The 13,474-nt window shown below is 69.4% G+C and carries 15 protein-coding genes; 6 read left to right on the top strand and 9 right to left on the bottom strand.

The genetic code is table 11. The annotated features are described in order from the left end of the window. Window positions 1–29 precede the first annotated feature (29 nt). The gene (locus KQ305_RS04620; RefSeq protein ID WP_259724256.1) at window positions 30–2,072 is read left to right on the top strand and encodes a bifunctional diguanylate cyclase/phosphodiesterase; all 2,043 of its coding nucleotides are present in this window, start codon (window positions 30–32) and stop codon (window positions 2,070–2,072) included. A 6-nt stretch (window positions 2,073–2,078) separates the two neighbouring features. Here the strand turns inward: KQ305_RS04620 and pyrF are convergent, their stop codons facing one another. The 4 genes from pyrF to KQ305_RS04600 are packed head-to-tail and all read right to left on the bottom strand — an operon-like array spanning window position 2,079 to window position 5,914. Then, entirely contained in the window at window positions 2,079–2,831 is a 753-nt protein-coding gene (gene pyrF / locus KQ305_RS04615) for an orotidine-5'-phosphate decarboxylase (protein ID WP_259724255.1), read from the bottom strand. Further along, window positions 2,831–4,135, bottom strand: a complete 1,305-nt coding sequence (gene tyrS, locus KQ305_RS04610) for a tyrosine--tRNA ligase (protein ID WP_259724254.1) — start codon at window positions 4,133–4,135, stop codon at window positions 2,831–2,833. The genes pyrF and tyrS overlap by 1 nt, the downstream gene beginning before the upstream one ends. A gap of 54 nt (window positions 4,136–4,189) precedes the next feature. After that, window positions 4,190–5,584: a flavin monoamine oxidase family protein gene (locus KQ305_RS04605; protein WP_259724253.1), complete on the bottom strand. Its 1,395-nt coding sequence runs from the start codon at window positions 5,582–5,584 to the stop codon at window positions 4,190–4,192. A 6-nt stretch (window positions 5,585–5,590) separates the two neighbouring features. Next, window positions 5,591–5,914 carry a DUF1825 family protein gene (locus tag KQ305_RS04600; RefSeq protein WP_259724252.1) on the bottom strand — a complete coding sequence of 108 codons (324 nt, stop codon included), beginning with the start codon at window positions 5,912–5,914 and terminating at the stop codon, window positions 5,591–5,593. Between the two features lie 186 nt (window positions 5,915–6,100). Here KQ305_RS04600 and KQ305_RS04595 point away from each other — a divergent pair, with 186 nt between their 5' ends. The 5 genes from KQ305_RS04595 to KQ305_RS04575 all read left to right on the top strand — a co-directional run bounded on the left by KQ305_RS04595 (window position 6,101) and on the right by KQ305_RS04575 (window position 10,021). Further along, window positions 6,101–6,805, top strand: coding sequence for a response regulator transcription factor (locus KQ305_RS04595; protein ID WP_259724251.1), 705 nt, complete (start codon window positions 6,101–6,103; stop codon window positions 6,803–6,805). A gap of 33 nt (window positions 6,806–6,838) precedes the next feature. Beyond that, a complete protein-coding gene (locus KQ305_RS04590) occupies window positions 6,839–7,510 on the top strand; it encodes a hypothetical protein (protein WP_259724250.1) in 672 nt (223 codons plus the stop codon). Next, a complete protein-coding gene (locus KQ305_RS04585; protein ID WP_259724249.1) occupies window positions 7,507–8,133 on the top strand; it encodes a GIY-YIG nuclease family protein in 627 nt (208 codons plus the stop codon). Before KQ305_RS04590 ends, KQ305_RS04585 begins: the two co-directional genes overlap by 4 nt. A 48-nt stretch (window positions 8,134–8,181) precedes the next feature. Next, entirely contained in the window at window positions 8,182–9,672 is a 1,491-nt protein-coding gene (locus KQ305_RS04580; RefSeq protein ID WP_259724248.1) for a leucyl aminopeptidase, read from the top strand. Between the two features lie 73 nt (window positions 9,673–9,745). Then, window positions 9,746–10,021, top strand: a complete 276-nt coding sequence (locus KQ305_RS04575; RefSeq protein WP_259724247.1) for a hypothetical protein — start codon at window positions 9,746–9,748, stop codon at window positions 10,019–10,021. A gap of 3 nt (window positions 10,022–10,024) precedes the next feature. Here the strand turns inward: KQ305_RS04575 and KQ305_RS04570 are convergent, their stop codons facing one another. The 5 genes from KQ305_RS04570 to fabZ all read right to left on the bottom strand — a co-directional run bounded on the left by KQ305_RS04570 (window position 10,025) and on the right by fabZ (window position 13,397). Next, complete coding sequence (locus KQ305_RS04570; protein ID WP_259724246.1) at window positions 10,025–10,228, bottom strand: hypothetical protein; 204 nt, start codon at window positions 10,226–10,228, stop codon at window positions 10,025–10,027. A 98-nt stretch (window positions 10,229–10,326) separates the two neighbouring features. Continuing rightward, window positions 10,327–10,953, bottom strand: coding sequence for a peptide-methionine (S)-S-oxide reductase MsrA (gene msrA, locus KQ305_RS04565; protein ID WP_259724245.1), 627 nt, complete (start codon window positions 10,951–10,953; stop codon window positions 10,327–10,329). 8 nt (window positions 10,954–10,961) lie between these two features. Next, a complete protein-coding gene (gene lpxB / locus KQ305_RS04560; protein WP_259724244.1) occupies window positions 10,962–12,143 on the bottom strand; it encodes a lipid-A-disaccharide synthase in 1,182 nt (393 codons plus the stop codon). Continuing rightward, on the bottom strand, window positions 12,143–12,949 hold the full coding sequence (gene lpxA / locus KQ305_RS04555) for an acyl-ACP--UDP-N-acetylglucosamine O-acyltransferase (RefSeq protein ID WP_259724243.1): 807 nt from the start codon (window positions 12,947–12,949) through the stop codon (window positions 12,143–12,145). The genes lpxB and lpxA overlap by 1 nt, the downstream gene beginning before the upstream one ends. 19 nt (window positions 12,950–12,968) lie before the next feature. After that, window positions 12,969–13,397: a 3-hydroxyacyl-ACP dehydratase FabZ gene (gene fabZ / locus KQ305_RS04550; protein WP_259724284.1), complete on the bottom strand. Its 429-nt coding sequence runs from the start codon at window positions 13,395–13,397 to the stop codon at window positions 12,969–12,971. Window positions 13,398–13,474 lie beyond the last annotated feature (77 nt).

Raw genomic sequence — 13,474 nt, 5'->3', positions numbered from 1 at the left:
ATTCATCAGGATTGACTGGTAAGGGACTCGTGGCAAGCGGCTCTCCGGCCTGGGCCAGGAGCCAGTCGATCTTCGAGTCACTGCCGGATCCATTCCTTCTGCTGGTGCCCGAGAAGAACCCCTCCGGCTCCATCATCGACTTCGTCTGTGTTTACGCCAACGGCCTGGCCAGTGCCCTGCATGGCCGCTCGCCCAGCGGGATGCTGGGGGCCCGTCTGTTGGATGTCCAGCCGTCCCACGGTCTCTTCGACCACGCGCTTCAGGTCATGGAGAAGGGCCAGGCGGTTGTTGTCGAAGGTCTTCACGGTGCCGGCCATGGGGGGCCTGTCCCCAGTCATCCGCCCGAGATCCGCCTGTTCCTCGCCAACGGTCTGCTGTGCTGCCTCTGGCGGGAGGTCACCGATCGGATGGCGATCCAGCAACAGCTGGTGGAGGCGGAACGGCGCTATCGCCTGCTGGCCCGTCACGGCTCGGATGTGGTGGTCGAACTGGACAGCGATCACCGCATCATCTGGGTCTCCGAGTCGATCGAAACCCGGCTCGGCTGGCGGCCCGCCGTCCTGCTCGGTCAGCCGGCCATCGGCCTGGTGCACCGCGATCACCGGGGCCAGGTCCTGCTCGCCGGCCTCAGGCTTGCAGGCCCGGGATCGTTCCGGGAGGAACTGCGGATCCTCTGCGCCGACGGCGGCTGGCGCTGGATGACGGGCACCGCCCATTCGCTTCCGCGAGAAGACGCCGGGACCCTGATGCTGTCCTTCCGCGACATCCACGACCAGGTGAGGATCCGCGTCGAGCTGGATCACAGGCTTCAGCACGACCCCCTCACCAGCCTGGCCCTGCGTTCTGTGGCCCTGGATCGCATCCGACGCGCCCTCGATGGGCTGGAGGGCACCGGTTTGACCCTCGCGGTGCTGAGCATCGGCGTCGATGGCCTCACCCAGGTCAACGATGCCCTCACCCATGCGGGTGGCGACAAGCTGATCGCTTTGCTGGCGGCGCGGATCGTCAGGGCGATCGGCCACCCCGAGCATGTGGGCCGGGGCACTGGCGACGAATTCATCGTGCTGCTGAGCGAACCGGATGCGGGTGCCGATGTCACCCTCACGGCCGAGAGGATCCTGAGGGCCTGCCGTGCACCGGTCAGCATCGGCGGCCAGCCCATCGAGCCCACGGTGAGCATCGGCATCGCCACCGCCCGGGCCGGGGTTCTCCCCGATGAACTGCTGCGGGACGCCAGCCTCGCCATGCGTCAGGCCAAGGGCCGGGGCCGCAACTGTTATGCCCTGCTCGACGACGCCCTGGCCACCGAAGCACACACCCTTCTGCTGTTCGCGGCCGAGATCCAGCGCGGGCTGGTGATGGGGGAGTTCGCCGCCTGGTTCATGCCGATCGTGGCGTTCCACACCGGCCAGGTCACCGGCTACGAGGCCCTGGCCCGCTGGGTGCGGCCCGATGGCATCGAAGTGCCGCCAGCCGATTTCCTGCCCTGTGCCGAGTGCCGCGGCTTGATCGCCCGCATCGACCTGCTGGTGCTGCGCCAGGCCCTGGCGGCGCTCTCCCGGCTGCCCCCAACACTCACCATGGCGGTGAACGTGTCGGCGGCCACCCTCGCCCTGCCCGATTACCCCCAGTTGGTGGCCGAAGCCCTGCAGGCCGCCGGGGTGCTCCCGGAGCGTCTGCACCTGGAGGTCACCGAAACGGCCCTGCTCACCATCACCGACCGCATCGGCCAGCAGATCCAGCAGCTGGCCTCCAGCGGGGTCCGTTGGTATGTGGATGATTTCGGCACCGGCTATTCGTCGATCAGCCATCTGCGCGATCTGCCGATCGCCGGGTTGAAGCTGGATCGCTCCTTCACCGGCGCCCTGCGAACCAAGGACACCAAGAGCCTGCGGCTGGCCCAGGCGCTGGTGGGGGTGGCCGAAGGCCTGGAGCTGGACACCGTGGCTGAGGGGGTCGAAACCCTCGAGGAGGCCCAACTGCTCAGCTCCCAGGGCTGGCTCCATGGTCAGGGCTGGCTCTACGGCAAGGCGGCCCCCCTGCAACTGGATACAGCCCCGGTTCCGCTCTGAACCTGCTCAGCCCGGCGAGCCCTGGAGTTCAGCGCAGCAGGCCGCAAAGGCCGCCGCCGGATCGGTGGCGCCGCTGATCGGCCGGCCGATCACCAGGTGGCTGGCACCGGCTGCCATCGCCGCCGGCGGTGTCATCACCCGTTTCTGATCGGCCGCTGCGCTGCCGGCGGGGCGGATGCCCGGGGTCACCAGGGTGAAGGGCCGGGGATGGGCGGCCCGCAGGCCGGCCACCTCCCAGGGGGAGCACACCGCCCCGGTGAGGCCCGCCGCCGCCGCCATCGCGGCCAGCTGGGCCGCGTAGGGGGCCAGCGGTGTTGCGATGGCCAGCTCCTGCCGGAAGCGGTCGGGATCCCAGCTGGTCAGCACGGTCACCGCCAGCAGGGTGGGGGCGCCGAAGCCCTCACTGGCGGCCCCTTCCACGGCCGCGGCCTGGGCGGCGGCCAGGGCCTCGCCCCCGGCGCAGGCGTGCACCGTGATCAGCTCGGCCCCCAGGCGGGCGGCACTGCGGCAGGCGCCGGCCATGGTGGCGGGGATGTCATGGAACTTCAGGTCCAGGAACACCCGCAGACCCCGCCGCCTCAGCTCCCGCACCACATCCGGCCCAGCGGCGGTGAACAGCTCCAGGCCCACCTTCACCCAGCGCAGCTCCGGAACCGCCGCTGCCAGTGCCAGCGCCTCCTCGGCATGGCCGCGGTCGAGGGCCAGGATGATCCGGTCGGCGGGCTCCAGGGCCGTGGTGGGGAGTTCGGCGTCCGCCATCAGGCCACCAGCCGCCGGAAGGTCTTCCTGCCGAGCTGCAGCACCTTGCCGGCCAGTTCCTGGGGGCTGCTGAATTCCTGGTTGGGGTCGCTGAGCTTCTCGCCGTCCAGCTTCACGCCGCCCCCCTGGATCTGACGCCGCCCCTCACTGCTGCTGGCGCACACCTGCAGCGCGCTGAGCAGGTAGAAGGCCTTCAGCGGGAAGGCCAGACCCGCCAGGGAGGCTTCCGGCACGCTTTCCGCGCTCAAGTCACCCGAAACCTGTCCTGCACCGGACAGGCCGGCAGCCACCAACCGGGCCGCATCGGCCTGGGCCTGAACGGCTGCCTCGCGTCCATGGCGCGTGGCGGTCACCTCGAGCGCCATCGCCTTCTGCCGCTGCCGGGGCCCCTCGGGCAGCGCCGCCGTGTCCAGGTCGGTGAGCAGGGTGAGGTAGTCCTCCACCACCGCGTCCGGGACCTTCTCGAGCTTGGAGTACATCGAGAGGGGGTCTTCGATCAGGCCCACCGTGTTGCCCAGGCTCTTGCTCATCTTCTGCACCCCATCGAGGCCCGGCAGGATCGGCAGCAGCAGGCCGAACTGGGGGCGCTGGCCGAAATGGCGCTGCATGTCGCGCCCCATCGCCACGTTGAACTTCTGGTCGGTGCCCCCCAGTTCGAGGTCGGCCTGCACCGCCACCGAGTCGTAGCCCTGCAGCAGGGGGTAGAGGAACTCGTGCAGGCTGATGGGGGTTCCCGAGCCGTAGCGGTTGGCGAAGTCCTCCTTGGCCAGCATCTGGCCCACGGTGCCGATCCCCAGCAGCTCGATCACCTGCGGGAGATCCAGGCCGGTGAGCCACTCGGAGTTGCGCCGCACCTCCAGCCGGCCGGGGGTCTCGAAATCGAGCAGGGCCCGCTCGGGGGGCTGACCCTGGCCCAGCTGGGCCAGATAGGTGGCGGCATTGGCCTCCACCGCCGCCGCGTCGAGTTGCACGCGGGTGCTGCTCTTGCCGGTGGGATCGCCGATGCGGGCCGTGAAGTCGCCGATGATCAGCACCGCCGTGTGGCCGGCGTTCTGGAAGGCCCGCAGCTTGCGGAACAGCAGGCTGTGACCCAGGTGGATGTCGCTGCCGGTGGGGTCGATGCCCAGCTTCACTCGCAGCGGCCGCCCCTGGCGTGCCGATTCAGCCAGCCTGGCCTCCAGGCGCTGGTCTGGGTCGGGATCCCGGCCGGCGGGAAACAGGTCGGCGATGCCCCTGGCCAGGGCTTCGCTCAGGGGCGGAACGGCCGTTGCTTCCTCCTGGTTCGCCTGGATTGCTTCGCCCATCAACGCCAGCTACCTGCCTGGGGCGATCGTAGGCAGCCATGGTGCTGCAGTTGATCAGCCCAGCAGGGCTGCCACGGCGGCCGCGGCCCGCTCGCCACTGTCCACAGCACCCTCGAAGAAACCCGGCCAGCGCTCCGCCACCTCCGTGCCGGCCCAGAACACCCGGCCGTGGGGCCGGAGCAGGGCGTCGCCGCTGCGGGTCCACAGCCCGGGGGGCATCCAAGCGGCGAAGGCACCACCGATGAAGGGTTCCTGGGGCCAGTTCTTCTCCACGTACTCCAGCGGCTCCAAGGCCCTGGGGCCGAAGTAGGCGGCCAGATCCTCCAGCACCGCGGACCGGCGTTGGTCTGCTCCCAGGGCCGCCCAGCGCTCCCGGCGGCGACCCACCACGAAGGCGGCGAGCACCCCCAGGCCCGTTTCCGGATCGGAGCTATCGGCGCACAGCTCCACCCAGGGCCGATCACCGAGGCTGATGCCGGACAGGCCCACCTCCCGCCACCAGGGCCGTCCGTAGGCGATCAGCACCTTGGTGCAGTTCCCCATCGCCATCCCCTCCTGGAGGGCGAGCCGGTCGGCCGGTAACTCCGGCGTGAAGCGGATGGCGCCCGCGAGTGCCGGTGGTATGGCCACGATCACGGCCCTGCAGCGATGGCTGGAGCGATCGGTGATCACGTCGACAGCCGCCTCCATGCCAGGGCCAGTCGGGCTGTCGGCCTGATGGATGGCCCGCACCGGCTCGCCCAGCACCAGGGCATCCCCCAGTCCTTCGGCCAGCAACGCCGGCAATTGGCCGGCACCGCCGTGGATCAGGTCCTCTTCGGGGTGGTCCCCCTGGGGCGCCGTGCGCTGTCCCCAGGCCACATGCAACAACGACACCTGGTCCGGTTCTGCCGGCCCGAGAAAACCGACGGCCCGGCAGAAATAGGCGAAGTACCAGGCGGCGAAGGGGGTGTGGGTGTGGGCATCGATCCAGTCCTGGAAGCTCAGCCGGTCGAGTTCGGCGGCGTCGGGATGGTGATGGGGATGGCCCTCGGGCAGGGACGCCACCAGCGCCTGGAACTGCTTCAGGGCCGCCATCGCATCGTCCCAGTCGCGGCTGGGGACTGATGGCGGCTGCCCCTCCGGGAAGCCCTGGAAGAAGCCGCTGAAGGTGCAGCGGTGCGAGCCGAAGCAGAGGACGGTGTCCCCGTCATGGGGGGAGGGGAAACGGCGCAGGCCATGGGCCTCGAGCAGGGCCAGGAACCGGGTGTGGCTGGGTCCCACCCACTGGCCGCCCAGATCCACCCACGCCGGCGATCGGGCGTCTTCCATCTGCAGGGGGGAGCGCACCATGCGGCCCCCCACGGCCGGAGCCGCTTCAATCACTTTCACCGACAGGCCGGATCGCTGCAACTGCCCCGCTGCCACCAGCCCTGCCAGCCCCGCTCCCACAACGACGACATCGTTCACGGGGGGTCAGCCGGCCGCTTCCAGTTGGCTCTTCATGCGCTCGAGGGTGAGGGTCATCTGCTCGAACATCTTTTCCGGGGTGAGGCCGAACTGGCCGAGCTGGGTGCGGAGCTGTTCGACGGTGAGCTTGGCCTGGAAATCTTCCGAGAGCTCGAAGCGCTTCATGAACACCTGATAGCGCTCCATCATCTCCTCCATCCGTTCGATGTAGAGCTTCTTGCCCTCGCGGTCGAACTTGCCGTACTCGCCGCCCAGCTGCATCAGCTGCTGGTAATCGGTGAACAGACGCTTGGCCTCGTCCTGGACGATCTCGGAGTCGAAGAAAGCCATGGGGACGTCGGCTCCGAGCTGCTTGAGAGATCGATTCTGCAGAGGCCTGGGGCGCCTGGGGAGTGCGGATCCACGTATCGATCCACGTATCCCGGCCCACGCCTCGCCACGGCCGCTACCGAATTGCATCGCAGCACCTGATGAAAATGGACCCCCATCAGCGGTGCGGCGGCGCCCTCTGTTCCCGTGGACCTCACCCCCCTGCTGTCCCAGGTGCGCGACGACGTCACCCAGGGACTGGTTCTGCTCAACGGTGTCCGGCTGGTGCTCTGCCTGGGCAGCCGGGCCCAGGTGGCCCTGCTGGTGGGTACCCCTGCCCGGGTCCTGGGTGCCGCCACCACTGCCGCCGAAGGGCTGGCCCTGGTGCGCCAGCACCAACCCACCCTGCTCCTGGTCAGCGACCGGTTGGAGGAGGGCTGTGGCGTCGACCTGGTGGTGCAGGTCAAGCGCAGCCATCCCGAGGTCCGCACCCTGCTGATTCTTTCCCAGGAGCATCGACTCGCCCTGATCCAGGCGGCCCTGCGCGCCGGTTGCGACGGCATCGTGCCGGAGTCGCGGCTGTTGCCCGGCTCTGGTCTGCAGGCCCTGCAGACCGTGCTCGGCGGCGGGATGTACCTGGATCGGTCCCTGGTCGGCGCCTTACGCACGGGGCAGCAGACCGGCAGCGGCCACGAGCGGCTCAGTGCCCGGGAGCGGCAGGTACTGGAGCGGGTCGTGCGGGGCCTGAGCAATTCCGAGATCGCCGGCGACCTGATGGTGTCGGTCGACACGGTGAAGACCCACGTGCGCAACGTGCTCCTCAAGCTGCGGGTCCGCGGTCGCATCCAGGCGGTGGTCGCCGGCCTGCAGCTGGGTCTGGTCGACTGGCCCAGACCCGGAAGCAACCGCTAGTTTCAGATCTGACGTGCGGATAGGTGGGCCTCCATGGCAGGGCGCCACTGGCTGGATCCCCTGGCTCGCCGGCTGCTGGTGGCCACCGGGCAGCTGCCGCCGCCCCCACCAGCCGCCCCCTCCGTCCTCGCCGGTGAGGCCGACGAGGCGGTGGAAAGGGAATTGCTCGCCCTCAAGCTTGCCCAGAACCCCGGCCTGCGGCTTCGTGATGCCGCTGAAGTGCGTCACGCCGCCGCCCTGGGCTGGACGCTCGAGGTCAACCTTGCCGCTGCCGGCGATTGGCTGCGCCTGCCGGGCTGCCGGCCCGATCTGGTGGATCGACTGATCCGACTGCAGCGCGACGGCATCCAGTGGCGCGGCCCCGGGGAGCTGGCCGGGGCGCTGCAGGTCCCCACCGAGCAGGTGCTGATCTGGCTGCCGGTGCTTCGTTTTAAGCGGCACGGGGATCCCGGGCCTGACCAGCTGCCGGCTCCCCTGTCGATCAACCAGGCCTCCGAAGGCTTGCTGCGGGAGCGTCTTGGCCTGGGGCCGGAGCGCTGCCGGCGGTTGCTGCTGGAGCGGGCCCGGGAGCCCTTTCGGGACCTGGCCGATCTGCAGCAGCGGCTGCAGCTGCCCGCCGACCTGGCCGAACGCTGGATCGGTCGGTTCCGCTACGCCGCCACCCCCGGACCGGTGCTGCCGCCGTCCCGGAGGCCGGCCCCATGAGCCGGCAGGGGGAACTGTTCACGGCCGCCGTCGCAGCTGCGGCAGGAGCAGCCAGTGCCTCGCCGTCGCCGGAGCTCCCCCTGATGCGACAGCAGTTGCTCACCTGGCAGGGCCGGCTGGCCGAGCACCAGGGGCCGCTCTACGCCGATGCCATTCCTGGCGGGGCCGCCCCCTTGCTACAGGGGCAGCTCTTCCCCGTTGCCGCCGATCCGGGCGATCCCCTCGAGCTGGCGCGCCGCTTCGATCCCCTCAGCCTCAGCCCCCAGAGCCTCTCCTTCTGGCGCTGGCCCCGACTCCCCCAGCGGGGGGCGGCCCTCTACCTGGTGATGGACCGTCCTGCAGGGCTGCCTGTGCCGTTGCTGCTCTACGTCGGCGAGACAGGGCGGGCCGACCAGCGCTGGAAGGGCGACCACGACTGCAAGGGGTACCTGGCGGCCTATGGCGAGGCCTTGGCACGGGTGGGCCTGGAGGCGCGGCCGTGCATCCGCTTCTGGAGCGATGTGCCGGCGGCGGTGTCCCCGCGCCGGGCCCTGGAGCAGGCCCTGATCCGGCGCTGGCTGCCCCCGTTCAACAAGGAGACCCGGGAGCGATGGGCCACGCCGTTCACGGCCGACCCCGCCTGAAGGGCAGGGCCAGGCTGGCTACGATCATGGGTCGCCTGCGCTGGGTCCATGGAGTTTTGCTGTCTTGCCGTCACCGGAGCTCTCAAGGAGACCTGGGCGGGTGACACCTTGGTGGTGGGCTTGTTCGCCCCCGCCGCGGGCAGCGGTCGGGCCCTGGCCGAGGAGCTGGTGGGCGAGGGGTTCGAAGGCTTGCTGCAGCGCCGCCGGTTCGAGGGCAAGCCAGGACAGACCATCACCCTGGAGCGGCCAGGCGGCTCGCCGGCCAGCCTGATCCTGGTGGGTCTGGGGGATCCGGCGGAGTTCGGCCTGGAGGCTTTGCGGCAGTCCAGTGCCGGAGCGGCCCGCGCCGCCGCCACAGCGGGTGCCGTGGAGCTCGGCCTGCTGTTCCCGGTCGAGGGCCTCGAGCCGACGGCGGCCGTGGCCGCCATGGCCGAAGCCGTGCGGCTCGGGCTCTACGCCGACCAGCGCTTCAAGAGCGAGGCGGAACCGCCGTCCCTTCCCTCCCTGGTGACCCTGCTCGGAGTTGCGGCAGGGGCAGAGGCGGGCCTGGCCAACGTGGCGGCGACCTGCAGCGGTGTCGAACTGGCCCGCCGTCTGGTGGCGGCACCGCCGAACAGCGCGACCCCCCAGTTCCTGGCCGAGGAGGCCGCCGCCATCGCCGACGCTTTCGGACTCGAGCTCAAGGTGCTGGAGCGGGACGACTGCGAGGCCCTGGGCATGGGGGCCTATCTGGGGGTAGCCCAGGGGTCGGACCTGCCCCCCAAATTCATCCATCTCACCTACCGGCCCACCGGCGAGGTGACGCGGCGGGTCGTGCTGGTGGGCAAAGGGCTCACCTTCGATTCCGGCGGCTACAACCTCAAGACGGCCGGTTCCCAGATCGAGATGATGAAGTACGACATGGGCGGCAGCGCCGCGGTGCTGGGGGCCGCCCGAGCCATTGGTGAGATCCGGCCCGCCGGGCTGGAGGTGCACGTGATCGTGGCCAGCTGCGAAAACATGATCAGTGGCGGCGCCATCCATCCGGGAGACGTGCTCACCGCCTCCAATGGCAAGACCATTGAAATCAACAACACCGATGCGGAGGGGCGGCTCACCCTGGCCGATGCTCTGGTCTATGCCTGCGGCCTGGAGCCGGATGCCATCGTCGATCTCGCCACCCTCACCGGGGCCTGCGTGATCGCCCTCGGCGAGGAAATCGCCGGGCTCTGGTCCCCCAGCGACGGCCTGGCCGACGCCCTTCTCCAAGCCGGAAACGCCGGCGGTGAGGCCTTCTGGCGCATGCCCCTGCGCGGCTCCTACAAGAAAGGGCTCAAGAGCCACATCGCCGACCTGAAGAACACCGGGCCGCGGCCGGGGGGCTCGATCACTGCCGCCCTTTTCCTGCAAGACTTCGTTACCAAGGGTCTGCCCTGGGCCCACCTCGACATCGCCGGGACCGTCTGGAGCGATAAGTCCCGGGGGCTGGATCCTGCGGGGGCCACTGGCTTCGGGGTGCGCACCCTGGTGGCCTGGCTGGTGGCGGGTGCCGCCAGCTGACCGGCCCACCCCGCCCCAGGCGTCTGTGGGGGCCGGCCTAGGTTTGCCCCCAGACCAGACAACGCATCGCTCCATGGCCGTTCACAAGATCCGCTGGTACGTGAAGGCCCAGCTCGGTGTGCTCCTGCTCCCTGCAGGGCTCTGCCTGTTTGGGGAGGGGGTGATTCGCAAGGGCATCCAGACCTGGTCGGCCCTAGCAGCCTCCGCTGATCAGGGGCAGACGTTGCCGGAGGCAGGGCCTTGGGTCTGGTACGGCGCCCTTGGGTTGATCCTGATCAATGCGGGGGTGGGCCTGATGATCGAAAGCGGACTGCTGCGCGGCTATCCCCGCACCCCGCCCCGGGCCTGAAGCTCAGACCGCCACCGGCTCGATGTCCCCCCTGCCGCTCACATGGACATGGAGCTCAGCGGGAGATTCGAGGCGATGGATCTGCCAGGTGGCCTTCTCACCAAAGCTGGCCTGCAGCTTGTCGAGGTCGTCGGACGCCTGCCTGGGGCTCGCGTAGGGCCCGATATGGCGCGTCTGCAGACCGTCACGGATGGTCAGCAGATACATATAGAAGACCTCCCTAGAACGGTCAAACGCTAGGGCATTCTTCGGGGTCGCGACAGGGTGGGAAAGCACCGTGTCTGCATCATCCGGTGGGGTTCGACTCAGCTGCCCTGCCAGCGCTGGCTGCTGCGGGCCCGTCGACCCCAGACCGCGTCCAGGCGCCGGTCGCGCCCACAGGACCAGCGGTAGTAGTTGTACCTAACGCTATTGCGCTTGGCGTAATTCTGGTGATAGCCCTCCGCCGGCCAGAACTTGGCCAGGGGCCGGATGGCCACCTTGAGTGCGGCTGCAGGCTTGCCCAGCTCCCGGGCCGCCGCCACCAGGCTGTTGCGGGCCTCCACGGCCTGATTGGCGCTGGTGGTGAAGATCACCGGCCGGTAGGAATCGCCGCGGTCGCAGAACTGACCGCCACCATCGAGGGGGTCGATGTTGCGCCAGTAGGCCCGCAACAAGGTGTCGTAGCGGATCTCGGTGTTGTCGAAGCGCACCCGCACCACCTCCTGATGGCCGCTTCCCCCAGCCGAGACCTGCTTGTAGGTGGGGTTGGCGCTCTTGCCACCGCTGTAGCCGCTTTCCACATCGAGGACGCCAGGGAGCACCTCGAGATCGTGCTCCAGGCACCAGAAGCACCCTCCCGCCAGAACAGCCTCCTCAGTGGCCGCCAGGGCCGGAGCCACCGGGCCTCCCAGGGCGAGCAGCAGCCCCAGCAGCAGCGCAATCAGTCGCATCGGCTTCGTCAGAAGAACGGTTCCAGAATCGCCGTCGCCGCCCGGCGGGTGACGCCTGGCTCTCCGAGCTTCTGCCGTAGACGAACGTAGCCCTCCTGCACCCGCTCGCGTGCGCCTGAGGCGGGATCGAACAGGGGCAGCAGGGCCGCGAGGATGGCGTCCGGGGTGAAGTCGTCCTGCAGCAGTTCAGGCACAAGCCGTTCACCGAGCACCAGGTTCACCGGGGAGATGTGCGCCACATTGAAGTGGATCACATGTTTGGCCAGAAACGCCGTGGGCCGGCTCACCCGGTAACCGGTCACCTGGGGCACCCCCCGCAAGGCCAGTTCCAGGTTGGCGGTGCCGGACTTGGTGAGAGCGGCATCGGCGGCGGCACAGAGCAGGGGCCGCAGCCCATCGGCCTCCCCGGCCGGGATCACCCGCACGGCCGTGATCCCGGCCTCCTGCATGGTGTCGCCCAGGACCGCCTCGAACCCGGGCAGGCCCGCGGGCAGCAGCACCTGCAGATCGGGACGCTGCCGCTGCAGCAGGGCCACCGCCTCGGCCATGGGAGGCAGCACGTAGCGCAGCTCCTGCCGCCGCGAGGCGGGCAGCATCAGCAGCACCGGCGCCTCCTGGGGCAGGCCCAGCTGCTGGCGGGCCTCCTGGCGAGAGGGCCGCTGCTGGAGGGTGTCGATCAGGGGATGGCCCACCCAGGTGACCTGGGCACCGCGTGCGGCGTAGAAGCTGGCCTCTTCTGGGAAGATCGCCAGGATCCTGTCAGTGAAACCGATCAGCCGAGTGGTACCACCGTCGCCGAGGCGGAAGGCCCACTCCTGGGGGGCGATGTAATAGGTGATGGGCACAGTGGGGTAGAGCCGCCGCAGGCGCAGACCCAGGTTCACGTTCGCCCCCATGTAATCGATCAGCACCACCGCATCGGGGGGGTGCTGGCGCAGCCAGCGGCGCACCCGGGCCTGCAGCTTGAGGGTGGGAAGGACCAGGGGAATCGGTTCCCACAGCCCAATGGCCCCCAGCTTGGTGGTGTCGGCCAGCAGCTGGGCCCCGGCCCGCTCCATACGGCTACCCCCGAGGGCCACCACATCCAGGGGCAGGCCACGGAGGGCGGCCTCCTCGTGCAGGGCCTTGACCAGCAGGGATCCCTGCAGATCACCGGAGACTTCACCGGTGCTGACCAGCAATCGCACCATCAGCGCTGGGCCGGCAGCGGTCCGCGCCGGCCCGGCCCCACCGAGGCCTCCAGAAAGGCGCACAGCTCATCGGCCGCGGCCAGCAGGGGACGCTCCCGCGCCTGCCGCAGGGCGGTCGCCAACACCAGATCGCTGCGGTAGATGAGGGTCCAGAGATCCTGCAGCTGGCGGAACTGGGCGCCGTCGTCCAGCTGGGCCACACCGCTGCGGCGCAGTCCGACACGGTTCAGGCCCCGGATGCGGCCGGGATGGCCTTCCACCGTCATGAAGGGGGGCACATCCCGATCAATCCGGCTCATGCCGCCCACCATCGCCAGACTGCCGATGTGGACGAACTGGTGGATCCCGAGCACGCCGCCGATCACGGCGCGGTCCCCGATCACCACGTGACCCGCCACAGCCACACCGTTGGCGATCACGATGCGGTCGGAGAGCTGGCAGTTGTGGCCGATGTGGCTATAGGCCATCAACAGGTTGCCGTTGCCGAGGACAGTGCTCTCCCCTTCGGCCGTGGCCCGGTTGATGGTGACGCACTCCCGGATCGTGTTCTCGTCCCCCATCACCACTTCGGTAGGGGCACCGCCGTACTTGAGATCCTGGGGTTCAAGGCCGATGCAGGCCCCCGGAAAGATCCGGTTGCCCTTGCCCATCCGCACCCGCCCGTCGATCACGACATGGGGACCGATGCGACTGCCTTCGCCGATCTCCACCTCCGGACCGATGACGGAATAGGGACCGATCTCCACACCGGGGGACAATCGGGCCCGGGGATCGACCAGGGCCGTGGGATGCACGGATGTCGTCATGGCAGTACTCGACATCGCGTCAGTCCACGAGCGAGAACATCAGCTCGCCCGAGCAAACCCGCTCGCCATCGACCGTGGCGGTGGCGTGCACCTTGCCGAAGCGCTTGCGCTTGAGGCTGAGCAGTTCGCAGGTGATCAGGAGCTGATCGCCGGGTACCACGGGCCGCCGGAAACGTACACCGTCGATGCCCGCGAAAACGAACAGGCCCTTGGGCAGATCGGGCATCTGGGTGACGATCAGGCCCCCCACCTGGGCCATGGCCTCGACGATCAGGACGCCGGGCATCAAGGGGCGGCCGGGAAAATGGCCCTGGAACTGCGGTTCGTTGAAGGTGACGTTCTTGAGCGCCACCGCCCGCTTGCCTGGGACGTACTCAATCACCCGATCCACCAGGGCGAAGGGGTAGCGATGGGGGAGCAGGTTGAGGATCTGTTCGCTGCTGAGCACCACGGCCCGCGCCGGGTCGGCGGCGGGGCAGGCGGCCGTGGCGGCCTGGGGAGCGGCGGAGGGGAGAACGGTCAAGG

This window comes from Synechococcus sp. CS-1332 (assembly GCF_025127995.1).
Classification (GTDB): domain Bacteria; phylum Cyanobacteriota; class Cyanobacteriia; order PCC-6307; family Cyanobiaceae; genus Cyanobium.
Note: the sequence above shows the minus strand (reverse complement) of the source record. Positions and strands in the feature narration are given on the sequence as shown.